13 protein-coding genes and 1 pseudogene are annotated in these 18,339 nt (G+C 65.4%); 7 read left to right on the top strand and 7 right to left on the bottom strand.

All coding sequences use genetic code 11. The features are described from left to right. Positions 1-9 precede the first annotated feature (9 nt). A complete protein-coding gene (locus tag GORHZ_RS10330; protein ID WP_006332761.1) occupies positions 10-1,557 on the bottom strand; it encodes an MFS transporter in 1,548 nt (515 codons plus the stop codon). A 211-nt stretch (positions 1,558-1,768) separates the two neighbouring features. Between GORHZ_RS10330 and GORHZ_RS10325 the strand changes: the two genes are divergently transcribed. The 5 genes from GORHZ_RS10325 to GORHZ_RS10305 all read left to right on the top strand — a co-directional run bounded on the left by GORHZ_RS10325 (position 1,769) and on the right by GORHZ_RS10305 (position 8,137). Next, positions 1,769-2,410: a TetR family transcriptional regulator gene (locus GORHZ_RS10325; RefSeq protein WP_006332753.1), complete on the top strand. Its 642-nt coding sequence runs from the start codon at positions 1,769-1,771 to the stop codon at positions 2,408-2,410. A 160-nt stretch (positions 2,411-2,570) separates the two neighbouring features. Next, positions 2,571-3,929 (top strand): hypothetical protein, encoded by a 1,359-nt coding sequence (locus tag GORHZ_RS10320; protein ID WP_006332751.1) that lies wholly within the window; start codon positions 2,571-2,573, stop codon positions 3,927-3,929. A 9-nt stretch (positions 3,930-3,938) separates the two neighbouring features. Continuing rightward, positions 3,939-5,354 carry a hypothetical protein gene (locus GORHZ_RS10315; protein ID WP_006332749.1) on the top strand — a complete coding sequence of 472 codons (1,416 nt, stop codon included), beginning with the start codon at positions 3,939-3,941 and terminating at the stop codon, positions 5,352-5,354. Then, on the top strand, positions 5,351-6,685 hold the full coding sequence (locus GORHZ_RS10310) for a CHAT domain-containing protein (protein WP_006332747.1): 1,335 nt from the start codon (positions 5,351-5,353) through the stop codon (positions 6,683-6,685). Before GORHZ_RS10315 ends, GORHZ_RS10310 begins: the two co-directional genes overlap by 4 nt. Positions 6,686-6,691: 6 nt before the next feature. After that, complete coding sequence (locus GORHZ_RS10305) at positions 6,692-8,137, top strand: hypothetical protein (protein WP_040531204.1); 1,446 nt, start codon at positions 6,692-6,694, stop codon at positions 8,135-8,137. Between the two features lie 3 nt (positions 8,138-8,140). Here the strand turns inward: GORHZ_RS10305 and GORHZ_RS10300 are convergent, their stop codons facing one another. Continuing rightward, a complete protein-coding gene (locus tag GORHZ_RS10300) occupies positions 8,141-9,142 on the bottom strand; it encodes a glycoside hydrolase family 26 protein (RefSeq protein ID WP_051998829.1) in 1,002 nt (333 codons plus the stop codon). Between the two features lie 551 nt (positions 9,143-9,693). On the opposite strand from GORHZ_RS10300, the gene istA reads away from it, so the two are divergent. Then, on the top strand, positions 9,694-11,223 hold the full coding sequence (gene istA / locus GORHZ_RS10295; RefSeq protein ID WP_040531201.1) for an IS21 family transposase: 1,530 nt from the start codon (positions 9,694-9,696) through the stop codon (positions 11,221-11,223). Next, positions 11,220-11,996, top strand: coding sequence for an IS21-like element helper ATPase IstB (gene istB / locus GORHZ_RS10290; RefSeq protein WP_006332728.1), 777 nt, complete (start codon positions 11,220-11,222; stop codon positions 11,994-11,996). The genes istA and istB overlap by 4 nt, the downstream gene beginning before the upstream one ends. Positions 11,997-12,073: 77 nt before the next feature. Here the strand turns inward: istB and GORHZ_RS10285 are convergent, their stop codons facing one another. The 5 genes and pseudogenes from GORHZ_RS10285 to GORHZ_RS10265 form a co-directional block, all read right to left on the bottom strand. Beyond that, positions 12,074-12,370 (bottom strand): hypothetical protein, encoded by a 297-nt coding sequence (locus tag GORHZ_RS10285; RefSeq protein ID WP_006332727.1) that lies wholly within the window; start codon positions 12,368-12,370, stop codon positions 12,074-12,076. 345 nt (positions 12,371-12,715) lie between these two features. Further along, the gene (locus tag GORHZ_RS10280; protein ID WP_006332724.1) at positions 12,716-13,027 is read right to left on the bottom strand and encodes a hypothetical protein; all 312 of its coding nucleotides are present in this window, start codon (positions 13,025-13,027) and stop codon (positions 12,716-12,718) included. Between the two features lie 1,146 nt (positions 13,028-14,173). After that, positions 14,174-14,990 (bottom strand): annotated as a pseudogene (locus GORHZ_RS10275) (ExeA family protein). Continuing rightward, a complete protein-coding gene (locus GORHZ_RS10270) occupies positions 14,987-16,516 on the bottom strand; it encodes a DDE-type integrase/transposase/recombinase (RefSeq protein ID WP_006332721.1) in 1,530 nt (509 codons plus the stop codon). Before GORHZ_RS10270 ends, GORHZ_RS10275 begins: the two are co-directional and overlap by 4 nt. Positions 16,517-16,561: 45 nt before the next feature. After that, positions 16,562-17,221, bottom strand: coding sequence for a hypothetical protein (locus GORHZ_RS10265; RefSeq protein ID WP_051998827.1), 660 nt, complete (start codon positions 17,219-17,221; stop codon positions 16,562-16,564). Positions 17,222-18,339: the final 1,118 nt, after the last annotated feature.

Raw genomic sequence — 18,339 nt, 5'->3', positions numbered from 1 at the left:
GGTGAAACCTCAGGCCGCCACGTGCACGGCGTTCTGCGTCTCGTCACCCATGTCCGAGGCACGCAGTCGGATCATCGAGAGCGCCACCAGCAGCGCGAGAACGAAGAACCCTGCACCCCAATAGAATGCGACATCGTAGCTGTAGATGCTGGCCGCCTTGAACGCGGTGGCGTCGACGGGGACCGGGTGGCCGGTTGCCGGGTCGACGGTCATGGCGCTGCCCGGGTGGCGGGCGAAGACCTGCGCGACGATGGTGCTGAGCAGCGCCAGCCCGACCGAGCCGCCGATCTGCTGACCGGTGTTGAGCAGGGCGCTGGCCACGCCCGCGTCACGTTCCTCGATGCGGTGCAGCGCCACGGACTGCATCGCCACGAAGATGAATCCCATACCGCCTGCGATCAGTACCTGGCTCGGGAGCACGGTGCCCAACCACGTGCTGTCGGAGTCGAGTTGAGCGAGGTACAGCAACCCGGCGACACCGAGCGCCGAACCGGCGATGGTCGGGATGCGCGGACCCACCCGGGGGAGCAGTGAGCTCGAGATACCGGCGGCGACGATGATGGCGGCAGGGAAGGGCAGGAAGGCGACACCGGCGCCGAGTGGTGTGTAGCCCAGCGTGTTCTGCAGGTAGTAGCTCAGGAACATGAACACCGCGAACATCGGGATCGGGATGATCAGCGAGAGCAGGAACGCGCCGCCCCGGTTGAGATCGCCTGGGATGCGCAGCGGCAGGAGCGGATTCGCGGATCGGGCTTCGATGTAGACGAATGCGACCAGAAGGGCCGCGGCCAGTACGAACAGGCTAACGGTGGACGCCGACGACCAGCCGACCTCGGCAGCTCGGGTGAATCCGTACACCAGGCTGATCAAACCGATCGTGGCGGTGATGGCGCCGGGGATGTCGTAGCCGCGCCGTCGTACCGACGGGCGGTCGTGGGTGACCAGGGCGATCGCGCCCACCGCGGCGATGGCCGCGATCGGGGTGTTGACCAACAGCGTCATGCGCCAGGACACGTATTCGGTCAGCGCGCCGCCCGCGATGAGGCCGATCGCCGCGCCGCCGCCGGACACCGCCGCATACACGGCGAAGGCCCGGGCACGTTCCTTCTGTTCGATGAAGGTGACGGTGATCAGCGACAGCGCCGCCGGGGCGAGGATCGCCGCGAAGGCGCCTTGCAGGGCGCGGCCGCCGAAGAACGACACGCTGTTCCACGCGAGGCCGGCGACCGCCGAGGACGCGGCGAACCCGATCAGGCCGATCAGTAACATGCGCCGTCGGCCCAGGTAGTCGGCGAGGCGGCCACCGAGCAGGAGCAGGCCGCCGAAGATCAGGGTGTAGGCGGTCATCGCCCACTGCCGGTTGGCATCGGAGATCTGCAGGTCGACCTGCGCAAACGGCAGTGCGATCGTGACGATGGTGGCATCGAGGACGACCATCAGCTGGGCGAGTGCGATGACGCCGAGGGCCCACCAGCGTCGTCGGGAGTGGTCGACGATGACGCGTTCTTCGAGAGTGTCGTCGGGTGGGGAGGGTTGTAGGACTTGGGTTTCCGACATGATTGCCCCTGAGATTCGGGATGGATTTGTGTGGTCGGGAAGGTCGGGCGGGCTGAGTCGCTGCACCGGGACTGGTGTTCGCCGCCGACATGAGTAATAATGGCAGAGTCAGACAGAAGTCGTCAAGAGACAAAAGTAGGAAGGCGACAATTGACCTAAAATGTCCGTTTATTTATCGCATCGCAACGTGGGGCGGTTAGTATCGCGAACCATGGAAGGTGCGTGTGCGAAGCCCGGGCTGCGGGAGCGTAAGAAGCAGCAGACCCGCTCGGCGTTGATCTCGGCGGCGCTCGAGCTCTGTGACCGTCAGGGTTTCGACGCCACGACGGTCGAGCAGATCGCCGACGCCGTCGACATCTCGCCGCGCACGTTCAATCGCTATTTCGCCACCAAGGAGGACGTGGTCCTCGGTCCGATCGAGGAGATGGTGACCGCGGTGGTCGCCGCGCTCGATGCGCAGCCGCGCACAGGCAACGAGCTCGAGGCGCTGCGTGACGCGCACCTGCAGGTGTTCCACAATGCCCTCGACGATGAGTCGCCGTCGCCCCTGCTCGAGCAATTCATGACGATGAATCGAATCGTCGCCGCGTCGCCGGCGGTGCGGGCGCGCAGCGTCGAGATGGGCGAATGGAAGACGCAGTCCATCCGGCGCAAAGTCGCCGAACGGATGGGTCTCGACGAGGACGACCTGAAGGTTCGGGTGGTGATGTCGACCTACGGTGCCCTGATGCAACTGGCAATGGATCAGTGGCAGCCCGATTGTCAGCCGACCGATCGGGAGGCGATGGCGCGGTGTGTCCAGTCGATCGAGTCGACCTACGCCACGTTCCGGGAGATGGTGCCGGGGGCATAGGCGGCATCTCGGTGCCGGGCATCGCACGTCGGGCCACCCGGTACCCGAGATCACGCGGATCGGTCCCAATTTGCCAATCACTTCTCGTACGGGCGCCTAGCATTGCTGACAGCGGCACTTGTTTCAGTACCTGAAAGTGAGTGGACCAAAGGGGAACCCCGTGACGCCGATCGTCGGTCCGATAGAACAGTTCGACCTTCCTGATGGTGCGAAGGCGCCGCTCTTCGTCGTCAAGTTCGATGCCGACGGCTTGTGCACCACACCGAAGACGAAGACCTCTCTCATTGATGCCATCCAAGGCGGTGCGTTCACCGACCTGTATCTGCTCAGCCATGGCTGGAACACGACCCCCAAGAGCGCGATCGCCACCTATCGGGAATGGACAGCGGGTCTACTCGACCAAGCCCAGGCGCATCCGATCGGGCGGAAGTACCGGCCCGCGTTCGTCGGGGTGGTCTGGCCGTCGGTCTGGATCGTTCCGTGGTGGGAACGCGGCCCGCAAATCGGCGCTGCCGGTGCCGATGTCGAGGACGAGCGTGACGACGCCATGATCCTCGAACTCGCCCGCTACGTCGGAGAAGCTGACCGCGAGCGGTTCTACGCGCTCACTCAGGCCGAGCGGCTCGACGACGACGAGGCCCGAGAATTCATCACGTTGCTCGGACGCCTGCACGGTCACGGCGATGACGATGTGGGCGAGGACGACGGACCGGCGGTCGACGCATTGCTTGCGTCCTGGGATCGAATCGCCCAGTCGTCGGGGCCCAGTCCCTTTGTCCCCGACGACGAGGAAGAACCGGCCGTCATCCGGCCGGGTGGCGACAATGAACCCGAAGCCGCGGGGGCGGTGGGACGGGCGCCGCTGGACGCCATCCGGCTGTTCTCGGTGTTCCAGATGAAAGACCGCGCCGCCACCGTCGGCGGGAAGGGCGTGGCTGCCCTGCTGCGCGACCTGTTGGCCGCCTCCGGGGAGCGGCCCGATCGTGCCGCTGTCCGGTTCCACCTTGTCGGTCACTCGTTCGGTGCCAAGGTGATGCTGTCGGCGATCTGCAGTGGTCCAGAACCGGATCGGCCGGTCAACTCTCTGCTACTGCTGCAGCCGGCGATCAATCAATACGGACTCGCAGACGCGGGCCAAGTACCGCAGCGGGCGCAGCCTGGTGGGTACAACACCGCCCTGACGCGGGTTGCCCAACCCATCCTGTCCACCTTCACGAACAAAGACGCACCGCTGCGCCTCTTCTTTCACATCGCGCTGCAACGGGATCGAGATTTGGGTGAGCTGCGCATCGCGGGCGACGAACCGCCGAGCATCTACGCCGCCATGGGCGGCTACGGCCCCCGCGGTGTCGCTTCGATGGGCACGATCGACATACCCGCCCCCGGAACGGACTATCCGCTGGGACCCGGTGAACCGGAGGTGTACGCGCTGCGTGCTCACTCCGTCATCCTTGGCCATGGCGACGTGGGTAAACCCGCCACCTACTGGGCCCTCCATGCCCTCGTCCGAGCGAGCTGAGGAGCGCTCATGGCAGAGTTGATCGCGCAACGCTGGTCGCTGGGGGTTCTGCGCGTGACGCTGGACGAGTCACCGCAGGAACCGATTGTGACGTGCGAGGTCGTCGTCAACGACGGCACGGAACACCGGGTCAGCCTCCGCCTCGATCTGCAGCTGACGTCGTTCGGTTTCGAGGACCATGTCGGTCGGCCACGGTCGCGCGAACCTCAGCTCGTGGTCCCTCCAGAGCTGGTCGCTCAACTCGCCGATTGGGTGAAGGGAGGCGCCGACAACCGGGCAGTGCTGTGGATCCACCTCGTCAAGCCTTACAGCGTACTCGGTGGCGTCCCGTGGGAGGAGATGCAGGTCGACATCGGTGTCCCGGTCCTGCGGTTGCCCGATGTGCTTCCCGACCAGCGGCCCCCGCGCGGGACGATCGACATTGCCGTGTGTGCGGCCGTGGTGGAGGCCAAGGGCGATCTTCCCCTCCTGCTGGCGACCCGGCAGATCGTGCGCGCGGCCGACTCGTTGGGTGACGCCCGTGTGCACTTCTTCGTCGACGAGGCGACTGCTGCGCAGCTTGCCGATGACATTAAGACGTGGCCTCCGACGAGCGCGGAGCCGATCGTGCACCGGTGGGAACCCGCTGCGGATGGCGACGCGGTCGGCTCTTCGAGGTCGCGTCGTCGGGTGGGGGTGCCCAACCGCTGGCTGGCCTGGATTCAGGACGCCGCCGGCAAACAGAACTTCGACGTCCTCCACTTCGTCTGCCACAGTTTCGTCACCGGTCAGGGCGATCAGGGCGTGCTGTCGCTACCTCGTTCCCCCTCGGAGGTCGACTTCATCACCGCGAGTCACGTCACGCCTGCGGACGTGCTCGACGTCGCCCGCACAGTCGGTGCCTTCGCGGTGGGGTTCAGCTCCCTGCCCGGCAATTTCTCGCCGACTGGGATGCGATTGATGGCCGACGCCGTCGGCGCGAACCGGGCCGGCCCTGTGTTCATGTACGACTACACGCAACCCGGCGGCGATCTTGGGGACACCCGAGAACTCGAGTACGCCTACCAACTGGTGCTGGGCCGAAGGCCCGAGTCCAGTCTCGAACGCCGGCTGCTGTTCTATCTCCAACCTGACCTCGTCTCCGTCGACGAAGAGAGGGCCGAGCACACGATCGACTACGGTGTGGCGCTGCAATCTGTGGCGGCCACCGATGTCGAGTCGAAGTTCCAGAGCGTGACGCCGGAGGTGTCCGAGGCAGAGCTTCCGCCCTGGGCCACGGTGATGGCGCGATACGTGGACGAAAAGCGAAGCGATCTTGCGGCGCTGATGACCCAGCAGCGCGCGGGGACGCTCGACCAGGAGGGTCAGGCCTACATGGAAGGGGTCGAGGAGGCACTCAAACACCTCGACGATGTGCTGGCCCGCCATACGACGGACCGGTCATGAGAGGTATCGAGCTCGATATCAACGGCGCGGGTGCGGGCGGCGCCAACGTTCGGGTCGGCATACCGCCCCCGGGTTTCGTCTGCGACCGCAGGGAGTGGCCGCTGAACACGGAATCATTGTCGGCCCAGGGGCCAAACCCGGTCCGAGCTACGGGTGAGGCTCTCTTCCAGCGACTGGAAACGGCGAACCACGAGATCGCCGGCGCAATCAACGGACTCCTCGACCTGCCCGCGGCGGAGGTGAACCCCCTGTACTTGCGGATCAACGATGCACAGGCGGCAACCCTCCCGTGGGAGACCCTCTATGTCAAAGACGATTTCGTCGCTTTGCAGCCCGCATGGCCGATTGCCCGCATCACCGACCCCGCCGGGCGTCTGCCCGATGCGGATTTCGTGGCACCGCCTGAACTGAAGGTCCTGGCTGTGCTGTCGGCCCTCGGTGAGCACGCATGCGACGAGTGGCTTGCACTGCGAAAGGCGGTGGCGGATGCGCGGACCGCGGTTCCGCCGCTCAACGTCAAGCTCGCCCTGCTCATCGGCGAGCCTGATCTCCGTCGCGAGATCCAGAAGGAGATCGACGGTGGGACCGACTTCGTGTCGGTCGATGAGATTCCGCCGACCACCGCCAGACTGCTCGAACGCCTGCAGAGCGAGACGCCGCACTTCGTACACCTGTATTGTCACGGCTCGGTGGAGCCCACCCGGCGGCTCCATTTCGCAACGAACTCCGAATGGCTCGCATGGCGCGAGGAAGACAAGGGAACCGGTTCGATCAACGTCTCGATCGACAGTCTGGCCCAGGCGACGGTCAACGGACGGAGTTGGCTGGTCGTCATCAACGCCTGTAAGAGTGCCACCGCCGGCGCGCAGCAGGACTCCCTGGCGAGTGGGCTTGTGCGGCAGGGAGTTCCGGCGGCGGTGGGGCACCGGCAGGCGATCAGCCCGCTCGACGCACATCGGTTTGCGAGCGAGTTCTATTGGAGTCTGTTTCGGATAGTGTCCAGGGAGTTCGAGCGTGGCGGCCGGCGCGAGATCGAATGGGCTGAGGCACTGCATGCTCCGCGCAGCGGACTACAGGTCAGGCATGGTGATGCGGCGAACAGCGAGAACTGGTCGGTACCGATCTTGTATGTCGGCTCGATGGCGTTCAAGGTGACGATCGTGGACAACAAGGATGAGGTCCCCGCCGCCAGCCGCGAGAGCGCTCAGAAGGGTGTCCTGGCCGAAGCACTGAGCGCGGTCGCCGCCCTGGACGTGCCCGCCGAGGTCATCGACGCCGTGCTGGAACCCCTCGACCCCGGTTCGGCCGCCGAACTGCGTGCAGACGTCTGAGAGGACATGATCGTGCTTCCGGCCAAGCTCTCGATCAACGCCTGGACCGGCCCAGGCACCCAGGTCAGCGCCGAGGTCAACGCGGAGGACGCGCTGCGCTGGTCGGTCAGAGCCAAGTTCCCCGCGGCGGGCCGCAAGCTCGGCCCGGAGATCGAGGCTCCGGAGCAGCAGTGGTGGCACGAACAACACGGCTGGGGCGTCGTCCTTCCCGAGCCCGCCGACGGCGCGTGGTCCCACGAGGACAAGGCGTGGGCGCGGGATGCCCCGCCCGCAGTACAGAGGCTTGTCCAGCACCGGCTGGGGGAGCCGTACCGGCCCGCACCGGTCTTCCGTTTCGACCCGGCACTTCCCGACAACTACCTGCGGCGCTACTTCCCCGACGGCACGAAGAGTGAGCCGAAAATCGGCCAGGATATCGGGTTATCCGGCAAGAACAGCGTTCCGCGCTACCTGCTGATCGTCGCCGATCCCGAGGCGGTGCCATGGCGAATCCAGTACGCGCTGGCCCAGTCGCACCACGTGGGTCGGCTCGACCTCGACGACGAGGGTCTGTCCAACTATGTGGACGCGTTGTTGTCGGACTGGGCCGACTGCGACGCCGATCCGCAGTCGGCCACGGTCTGGTCGGTCGACCTCCAACTCGACGCCGACATCACTCGCGAGATGCGAAGGACCATCGCCCACCCGGTCTACAAGTTGCTCAACGGTGACACCGAAATTGGCGCCGGCGTCGACTATCTGTCGGACGACCGCGCGGTGGTGACCGAACTCGTCTCGTCGTTGCGGCGCGGCCCGGCATTGGTCGTCACCACCAGCCACGGGAAGACGAGCCCAATCGACGAAGCCCGGCGCGACGAGCTTGCGGCGTCTCTCGGTGTCCTGGTCGACTGCCAGGATCACTTCGTCGACGGGGCCGCTCTGGACGGATGGGACCCCAACGGCGCAATCTGGTACGCCCATGCCTGTTGTTCGGCGGGCTGCGACCACGGTACGAAGTACAAGGGCCTACTCACCGCCGGCGACTACGCCACCACCGTGGTCGAGGCGGTGGCCGCGCTGCCGGCGCAGGTGGCGCCGCTGCCCGCGTCGCTTCTTGGTCGACCAAAACCGTTGCGGGCGTTCATCGGGCAGGTCGAGCCGACATTCGACTGGACACTGCGCGACGAACTCAACCGGCAACCGCTCACCACCGCTATCACGAAGGCACTCTATAACCGGCTGTATCAGCCGTGGCCGGTGGGCTTCGCCTTCGACCCTTACTTCCGAAGTGTCGGGGAGCTCTACACGCAATGGGTGAAGCTCAAGGACCGGATCGACGAGGGAGCGGACGAGAGGATCATCCTTCCGGACGCGGCGCGCGTGCGCCTCACCGCCGTCGACCGCGAAAGCCTTGTCGTCCTGGGTGACCCGACCGCGACGCTGCCCCCACTGCCGTCGAAGCGAGGGGTCTAAGAACTACGGTTGCCCCGACATCCCCGCGACCCCCGTGCGAAACGCTTCCGTACTCGCGACCGAGGAGTTGAACCGCCAGTCCCGCTCCTTGTCCATCTGAAACCACAGAAACCCGTCGACCCGCGGCTCGCTCTCGACGATCCCGAAGAAGTCCCGAATCCACTGAGCCTTCATCTCGGCTTGCAGACCCTCGGCGCACCCGACCTCCGTGATGAGGATCGGTTGGTCACCGCCGAGGCCGCGGAGCGCCGCGAGGCTGCCGGCGAACAACTCCGATGCCGACTGCCATCGATGCCCGGGGACGTCGCCCCAGTTGTAGCCGTCGAGGCCGAGATAGTCGACCTGGTCGTGGCCGGGGTAGGCGGCGGTGAAACCCGAGGTGCCGAGCGTGAGAACGTTGGGCGCCCAGACGAACTGCACGTTCGTAGCGCCGGCGGAGAGGATGACCGAGCGCATCCGGGTCCAGGCGGCGCGGTAGTCGGCGGCGGTGTTGCCGTTGACGCCGATCGACCACGGGTACCAGGTGCCGTTCATTTCCTGTGCGAAGCGCAGCAGCACTGGCTTGTTCCACGACGCCAGCTCGGTGCCCCAGCGGGTGAGGTCGGCGTCGAAATCGCCGGCCGCGATGCGGGCGAGGGCGTAGCGGGGTTGGTCGACACCGAGGCCTGCCGTCCACGGTTCGAGGGTGAGGAGCGGGGTGGCGCCGTAATCGGCGATCGCGTCGAGGTCGGTGATGGGGACCGAGTCGCCGATGGCGGCGAAGCGGTGCAGATACCGCGGTGGGGCGCCGGCCAGCGTGGCGAGTTGTTCGATGGGGGAGCGCGTCGAACCGGGGGCGGGTGTGACACTCGGGATGAACGCTCCCCACGCGCGTTGGGTGCCGACGGTGGACGTTGGCTCTTCGGCCGTGCACGCAGGGAGAACCAGCAACGGGCCGACCGACATCAGGCGCAGGACGTCGCGTCGCGACCAGCGGTTCCGCGCTGGTCTCCGAGTGCTGTCCATGACGATGATCATTCCCTGTCGACACGGAAGTCTCTCGGATGGTCGGTGGGGAGGCGGGTGGCAAGGAGGTCTCAGGTGAGGGCGCTCCGAATCGGGAGGAGCGCGCTGGAATGGATCAAGGCCCCGGGTACGCCGGTGGGTGCGCTTTCTCTGGCCCAGATCAGGACCGCGCGAACTGCACCACCAGTGGATCGCGTGCTCGAGCGGGATGGCCGAGGGCGCCAGAGATCGCCGCTCCGTGTGGCTGGCGTGCAAGGTAGTCCACGAACATGCCGACAGTTGCGTTGGGTGCTGGACCTTCCCCCTCAACAATGCCGCAATCCGGGGAGGGAGTTGTCGACGGACATGAAAAACTGCCCATATACGGTCACGAAAGTGCCCGCTGACGGCCAATAAGGACTGCCCACCTGCGGTCAGGAAAGTGCCCGTCGGCGGACACGATTTTGCCCACACCTGTCTTATCCGACGGCGCGTCTGCGCTGTGCGGGCCTCTCCCGTGGTTTCGATGGCGATGCCACTCGTATCGACAACCAACACGGGAGAGACCCTTCTTGAAGTCTGACGGAGAACTGATGGAGATACTCAATGCCTACGACCTGACGGGGTCGTATCGGGCTGCGGCCGAGTTGTGCGGCTGCAGCCATCACACGGTCAAACGGGCCGTCGACGAGCGCGCTGCCGGTCTGGTGCCGGCGGTGCGGCGGGCCCGCTTGATCGACGAATTCTTGCCCCATATCGAGGGGTGGGTGACCGATTCGAACGGCAAGATCGGTGCCGACAAAGCACATGACAAGCTTGTCACACTGGGCTATACCGGCACCGAACGTACCACACGCCGGGCCGTCGCGGAAGTGAAAGCCCAATGGCGACTGGGTAATACGCGGGTGCACCGCCCGTGGGTGACCGAACCCGGGTTGTGGGTGCAGTACGACTTCGGCGACGGACCCCTCGTCGGTGGCCGTAAGGTGGTGTTGTTGGTGGCGTGGCTGGCGTGGTGTCGCTACCGGGTGGTCATCGCCCTGCGCGATCGCACCGCGCCGAGCGTGTTCGCCGGCCTGGACCGGGTGTTCTGCATCCTGGGCGGCGCCCCGACGTATGTGCTGACCGACAACGAGAAGACCGTCACCACCGGCCATATCGCCGGGGTGCCGGTGCGCAACCGTGACGCGGTGTCGTTTGGCCGCTTCTACGGCGTCACCGTGCTCACCTGCGAGCCCGCGGACCCGGCGACCAAGGGCGGGGTGGAGAACGCGGTGAAACTGGCCAAGGCCGATATCGTGCCCACCGACACGAACCTGCTGCAGGCCTACGAGTCGTTCGCCGACGTCGTCGCCGCGTGTGAGCAGTTCATGCTCGAGATCAACGATCGTGAGCACCGCATCACCGGGCGCCGGCCGGTCGAGATGCTCGCCGCCGAACGCCCGCGGCTGCATCCGATCCCGGATCTGCCGCACACCGCAGGGTTGGGGGTGACCCGCCAGGTGCCCAAGAACACGCCGATGATCACCTTCGAACACTGCCAATACTCCGTTCCGGCAACACTGTTAGGTCAGTCGGTATGGGTGCGTCACCACCCGGGCAGCGATGAGGTGATCGTGTGCGCCCTCGATGACGGCGGCCCGCTCGAGGTGGCCCGCCATGCCCGTGCCACCCGCGGGACCCCGGCGATCGACGACGCGCATTTCCCCGGGCATCAGCCGAAAACACCGGGCGACTATCGGATTCGGGCGCGTACCGCCGAGGAGGAGGCGTTCCTGGCGATCGGGGAAGGCGCCGGGTTGTGGTTGAAAGAAGCCGCCGCCGTCGGCACCGAACGGATGCGGGAGAAGATGCGCCACGCGGTGTCGCTGGCGGTGTTGCACAGCAGCGCCGACGTCGACTGGGCATTGGGGCATGCCGCGGTGCACGGCCGGTTCGCCACCGGCGACCTCGACTCGGTCCTGACCGCGAAAGATCTCGACCCGACCCGCCACCACGCCTCGGAGACCACCTCCCTGGCCCAGGGCACCAAGGGCTGGAACATGTTGGGCACCAACACCATTGACGACGACGAACTCTCCGACGAGGAGGAGCAGCGATGACCGACACCCTCACCCACGCCACCCTCACCCCCGAGGTGGAGGCGTTGATGCGACAACTCCGTCTGCCCCATGCCCGCGCGATCGCCGGTGATGTGGTGGCGACCGCGCGTGCCCAACGCTGGGACCCCGCCGAGGTGATCAAAGCCCTGTTGACCGAGGAAGCCGCCGGCCGGGCCCGCTCCATGCTCGCCTCCCGACGGAAATCGGCGAACTTCCCGACCGGCAAAACCTTCGACGTGTGGGACGAGACCGCGTCGTCGATCCCGGTGCCCACCCAGCATGCCCTGCAAACCCTCGAATGGGTACACCGGCGCGAGAACCTCGTCGTGTGTGGGCCCGCCGGCACCGGTAAAACGTTCTTCCTCGAAGCGCTCGGGCAGAAAGTGATCGAGGCCGGCATGCCCGTGGCCTGGTTCAGCCTCGAACAACTCGGCACCCTCGTGCGCGCCCACCGTGCCGACGACACCCTGGGCAAGGCCATCGCCAAGATCGTGCGCGCCGAGCTCGTGGTCATTGACGACGTAGGGCTGCTCCCCGTCGGGACGGATGCCGCCGAGGGCCTGTACCGGGTCGTGGAAGCCGCCTACGAACGCAAATCGGTGGCGGTGTCGTCCAACCTGCACCCGTCAGGTTTTGACGAGCTGATGCCCAAAACACTGGCCACCGCCACAGTGGATCGGCTGCTGCACCATGCCCACCTGTGCCAGACCACCGGCGACTCCGTACGCCTGGCCCAAGCACTCGCCGGGAAGGGGGTCACCGCCCTGAACTGACCATCCCCGGTGGCGGACCAGCGGGCAGATTCATGTCCGCCACCGGGCACCCCTTCGTGACCGCCTACGGGCAGCTTTCATGTCCGCCAGTGGGCACTTCCCGATGTCCCTTGACAGGGAGTGGCGCAGGATTCATCGATAACAGAGACAATCCGCACGCGGCCCTCGCCCTGCACGAACAGGTTGGCCGCGCCGCCGACCGCCCGCAGTCGCCCGAGAACGCTGGACATGGTCTCGTCCTCGAGAGCGACGACCACTGCGTGACCACCGTCGTGGGAAGTCACGGGGAAGGCGATATCAGCCACCGATCCGCAGGCGAGGTGCCAGTTCACCTGATTGCGAAACTCGTCGAGTCGGTGCTGCAGGTCGCTCATCTCTCTGGTCATTCCGCGGCGGGGGGACCGCCGTCGGCACGCCGTGCCAGTGACCGGCGATGCTTTGCCCGCGGTTTGGGCGGTCTGCGAGAGCGGACCAGCGCACCGGGAGGAGCGTCCAGGACCTTCTGGATTCGCTCCGGCACGGGCCTGCCGCAGAAATGACTCAAGCTGGCGGCGTTCTGCGCGGCGTGACGCAGAGACTGCTCCCAGGCAGCGTCGTCGACAAACTGCTCGTCCGCGTGGCGCATGGTTCGAAGCCCTTCACTCTCGACAATTCATGATGGCTGAATATCGGTCAGTACGCACGGGTGTTTCCTCAGCGAGACATCGACGCTCTTGGTCTCATTCGGCATTGTCAGGGCCACGAGACTCCTCTTCGGTGATTGCATCGAGCGAGTCATAGTTGATAGCGTCATCGAAATCGTCGACAGTGAACTCGACGATCATCCAGGCCAGTTCGGTTTCCCCGCATTCGCGGGCGACGTCTGAAACGCCGTCGATGACTGCGTTCCACTGCTCGTTCGAGAGGTCGTCGCGCCGCTCGTAGGCCCATTCGAACCGCTTCCATGCCTGCTCTATTCGTTCTGCACGCCGTCTGTTATTGGTCTGATACAGCACTCCTGTGGCCGCGACGAGTGCGGCGAGGACAGCCATGCATCCCCCAAAACCTGTTGATGTGACGAACTCCGCGAACGTCGGTCCCTGCAATGCCGGAAGTCCCCTCTGCGCAATGGCGGCACCCGACTGCGGAGTTTGAAAGCTGTTATCGTGCTATGTCTTTCAGTCCGCATAGTGGCTGTCGAGTCGGGCTGTTAGGTCCCGTCCATGCCTGCAATGGAACCACCGATTCGCGGCAGGCCGTTCGGACTATCCACGGGGGCCTGGCTCCGTGTTGATCGTTGCATGTGCGGATCTCGTTCGTTTGATTTCGACATCTGCCCAGTGCTGCTGACCCCGCCGGCCGAGAATAACTGGACCCCGGTGCATTTCGGCGCGCCCGTGCCCGACCCTGGTGTAGGGTGCCATTGACGCGTTCGTCCGCGAGGTCACCGTCACGAAGGTCTGACCGAAACGCGCTGATGGGGCTCGGACCGTATGAACATAGCACCAGGGATCGGAGTTGGATTCATACGATCTGGGGGCGCGGTCAGGAGCGAGTCCGGCCTACGTCCGGCCCGCGAGCGCAACCATCACATGGCCGGCGGCGCAGTGCTCGGGCTCCGACGCGCCGACGACCACCGTCAACTCCAACGCGTCAGCAACTACCAGATCTGCACCCTCAAAGACTCCACCCCACGCGGTCGTCGTCACACGCGGAGACGGTCAACACTCGAGTCCGGAGACTGCGGCTTTTTGATGCCCATCCGTTGCGCCAGCTCGGTCTGGGTCAGCTGAGCCGCGCTCGGATCGTTGCCAGCCCCATCGCGAGGGATGGTTCCGCTCGGTTCCCGCGATTCAAGCAGGCCACCGCGGTGCTGACGAGCAGTTCTTCGGCGATGTGCTCCAAGCGCCTCGCTTCACCCCGACGTCTCGGGTTGGCCTTGAGCCGGATGCCTGTTCACTCGTTCGGGTCATTCTTGCTTCGATATCTTCAATCTCGATTTGCGCAGCGGGAATAGTTAGTTGCCTCAAATGGCAAACATCAAAGAGTTGTTGTCCGTCGCTGAGTATGCAGACGATGCCGTCATCTGTGTTGCCGATGATGTCGATGTGGAGGGGCCCCGGCCGCGGTAGCGGTCGGGGCCCGTGGTCTGTGTGGTGACGCCGTGGTCTGTGTGGTGACGTCGCAGGGTGGGTGAATCAGTCGTGACCACTTTCGGTGACGGCGATCCGAGCGGCTTTCTCATCGACGATCGCCGATTTCGCCGCGAACGCGGCGGTGAGTGCGTGCACGGCGAGGTTGTTCACTGCCCGGGGATGACCTCGGGCGGCGTTGTGGATCAACGACACCGCGTCGCCGGAGAACAACGGATCTGAGCGGCCGGCGATCTTGAGGTGGTGGGTGATGTAGTCGGCGGTGTCGGCCGGGGCCATCCCGCCGAGCGCATAGCGGACGGCGATGCGCTGATCGAGTGCCGCCAACACTCCGAGCTTGAGCCGGTGCCGCAGTGTCGGTTGCCCGACCAGCAGCGCCGCGAACGGTGACCCCGAATCCATGTCGTGGTTGGTGAGCATCCGAATCGCTTCCATCTGCGCGTTGTCGAGCAGGTGCGCCTCGTCGATGACGACCACCCGGGGTGCGGTCGCGTTCGGCCTGCTCGACTGCGAGTGCTTCGGCGGCTTGGGGTGCGAGGGTGGCGGTGTAGAAGTTTGGGACTTGCCCCAGTGCGGTGACGATGTGGTGGAGCATCCCGCGAACCCCGACCGACGGGTTGGGCAGGTAGATGATGACATGGCGGGCTGGGTCCAACGCGGCTGTCGCGGAGCGGATCGCGACGGTCTTGCCCGCACCGACCTCACCGGTGATCACCCCGATCGCGTGTTGATCCACGCACCAGGTGATGCGGGCGACCGCTTCGGCGTGACCGGGGTGGCGGTGCAGCATCGACGGTGCGAGGTTGCGGCCGAACGGCATCCGAGTGAAACCGTAATGTGCTTGTAGCCGTTCGATACTCATTCCGATCCCTCCGGTCGTTCGGTGCTGGTGGGTCGGCCGGTGTGGGTGCGCTCATCGCAGATGTCGGTGGCTGCGCTGGTGAGGTCGTCGATGCTGAGCTGGCCCGGGATCTCGGTGTCGGCGGCAGTAACGGCAGTGTCTGTGTCGGCGGCGTCGGCGAAGAGTGCGTCGTAGCCGATGCGGTGGTCACGGCGGATCTGCTCATGATGGGTCTGTGCGGTCAACCTCAAGTAGTCGATCCCCGTCGCCGCGGGTTGCGCCGGTGGCTCGGGTATCTCGGGTCGAGCTTTGGGATGGACGTGCCGAGTGATGTTGTGCGGCAACGCCTGACCATGCGAAGCATCTTTGTAGCGGACCTCGATGGTTTCCATGTCGAACGGGGAGAACACCAACTCCACCTTCCGCCCGACCAACGCGCCGTCGACCTGGTAGGTGTTGCCGTGCAACGACACCGTCGCCGTCTTGGTGACCGTCCGATACTCTGACCACAGGAATGCTTCGGTCAGGTCGGCGGCCGACGCCATCGCCGGGGTCCGACCCAGCCGCGCCCAGCCCGCCTCCCACCGATCCAGCGGGGCCTGCCCGGTCTCGGAATGGGGCTGCCGGTGGTATTGGGTTTCCACCCATCCGGTGAACAGCCGGTTCAACTCCAGCAGGGCGGTGCGATGATCGGTCCCGGCTTCGGTCAACTGCTCGGGGGTGGTGTCGGTGATCTCGACGAGGAACTGCTCCCGCACCGTACGAAAAAACCGTTCGATCTTCCCGCGTCCTTGGGGGCGGTGCGGCATCGAATGCACCAACCGGACACCGAGTTTCGCGCACGCCCGCAGCAGCCACGCATCGACGAACGCGGACCCGTTGTCGACATAGACCGACCCCGGGACCCCGCGTGCCGCGAGCGCCGGCTCGAGGGCGACACCGAGTCGAACGGCGTCTTCGGAGAACCCGAACCGGTATCCGGTCAGCAGACGTGAATGGTCGTCCAAGAACGCGAACAGATAGCTCTTGCGGCCACCTATCTTCGGGCCGTGGAGGGCATCCCCGACCCAGCGGTCATTCGGGTTCTCCGCCTCGAACCGCCCGAACACCGGCGCTGTGTCCCCGGCCGCCGGGCCGATCAACTCCAGGCGGTGGAAGTGACGCAGCAGCGTCGATTCCGACGGTGACCACCCCGACGATGCCCGCAGGATCCGCGCCACCTGCGCCGCGGTGCGGGCCGGGTTCTCCCGCTTCAACGCCGCTGCCATGTCCAACACTGCGGCGTCGGTGCGCACGCTCGCCTGCCGCGTTGCCGGCACCAACGCCTCAAACCCGTCGGCGTTGTAGCGGCGGATCCACCGATCCAAGGTGTCGCGCGAGTACCGCACCGTCGTTCCGAACGGGTCGGTGTGCTCGCGTGCGGCGATCTCACGCACGACCTTCCCACGGGCCTTGGTCGACAACCCGGCATCGAGCGCCGGGCAGATCACCTGATAACGGAACAACCCCACCTTCTGACGCCGTTCCCGTTCCTTGTCTTCCACCATCGACAACTCACACTCCCCAACGCTGATGCTGCCTGAACCCTGGTGTCAGACAGTCGCATCCGAGGATCGTTGACCGTCACCACACACCGGCAGAGGCAACTCGTGTTGCATCGGCGACCCCACACCCGCCGGCCACCCGGGCGCCAGAAGCCGACCACCTGAGAGCGCCACCGACACACTCGCCGCCGTCACCTCACCGACCGAGTCCCCACCGAATCGGCTGCCCACTGCCGACCGTGCCGCATCGATCGCCGCGAGCGCGTCACCGCACCGACTGCCGGTCGCCTTCGGCACGCGAACGTCGACACCCGCGGCGACCGCAACGGCGAGGAAGTGATTGCGCACCGCATCCGCCCGTGAGGTCAGCACCCGGATCCACCCGCGCACCGTTGTTGCCGGCACGCCCAAACCGGCACCGATCGACCGGTGCCCCGACCCTGTCGCCGCAGACTGCAACGCCGCATAGATCCACTCCGCGAGATAGGCCCTGCGCAGCAGCAACACCACCGGCAGTAACACGTGCGTCGCCGAACACCCCCGGCACCGCGACCGACGTGGCCGAATCGGACCGGTTGCCCCAACAACGCGCCGAACCCGTGCGTGACCCCACCCGCCGAGCACCCCAGACGGGCACGACGGACAGTCGATCTCCCCGGACAGCAGTCGGGACTCGACGTGTGCAGGATCGACCTCTACGGTGACCATCAGTGCCCTTTCGCACTACGCACGGCACCCCCGAACAATCTTGCCGGAGAGGGCGGGGGTGCCGGGCAACCATCAGTTCCTCGTCACCCTGACGACGCCGACGACCACCGTCAACTCCAACCCTCACACGAACCCCTGATCGGCACCCTCAACGACGAACCCCCACGCGGTCGTCGTCACACGCAGAGACGGTCAACAAAGAGTGAGCCATGCGAGAGATATTTCAATCCGGCATGGTCGTCGTAGCCTTGGATCCGCGATGGTGATCGCCGGAGCACCTGGCCAGGCCGCCCGTACTCTACGGCGGTCATCACCTCCCTCGCGCCCAACACGATCGTCTACAAAGTCACACAACATTTCCGATGGGGCTCGAAGTGCGACGGCCGATACAGCCACACGAGTTACACCACCCCGAGGGCGAGGATCGCGCCGAAGAGCACTGCAACCACCACGGTGACGGGAGTGCCCGCCGGGAACGTTTCGACATCGTGGTCCTGCGATAGCTTCAGCGGTGGCCATCAACTGGTCACGGTGACAGGATCGCCCAGCGGTACTCCGACGGCGTACCTGACACACCAGTGACTCCGGGGTCGCACGTGGAGCTGCATGCAGACCCCCACCAACTAACTGACTCGAACTGAAGCCACCCAGGGAGCCACTCAGGCCGTGCGACCCCCACCTTTCCGGTGCCATTAGCAGACGCAGACGGGTAGAACCCCGTAAACTTACCTACCTGGATTGTGCTACTCGGACTCGGAGGATTGAGACTTCGGCAATTCGAATCATCCCAGGTCAGGGCGCATTCTTCATTGATTTGTGCCAAATAGAAAGCGTGCTTGACTTGTGGCCAAGGCATCAGATTGTGCCCAGCAACATGACACGCCGAATATCAGCGCTGAAAGGACTAGTATGCCTGACTGAGCTTCTGTGCCGCGCTGTGGCCTTGCTCCGGGCTAGCTCGCGCACAATGGGTAGCTCGAGATCAACATCGCGGATTTCCAATCATCGCGGATTTCTAATCGCTGGGAGACGAAGCATGACACAGGTACAAACACAGACCCTGACTGTAACGCAGTCTGATGTTCTCTATGTAAACACGCAAATCATATTTGACCTAA

This window comes from Gordonia rhizosphera NBRC 16068 (assembly GCF_000298195.1).
Classification (GTDB): domain Bacteria; phylum Actinomycetota; class Actinomycetes; order Mycobacteriales; family Mycobacteriaceae; genus Gordonia; species Gordonia rhizosphera.
This window is presented reverse-complemented; position numbering and strand designations above follow the sequence as displayed.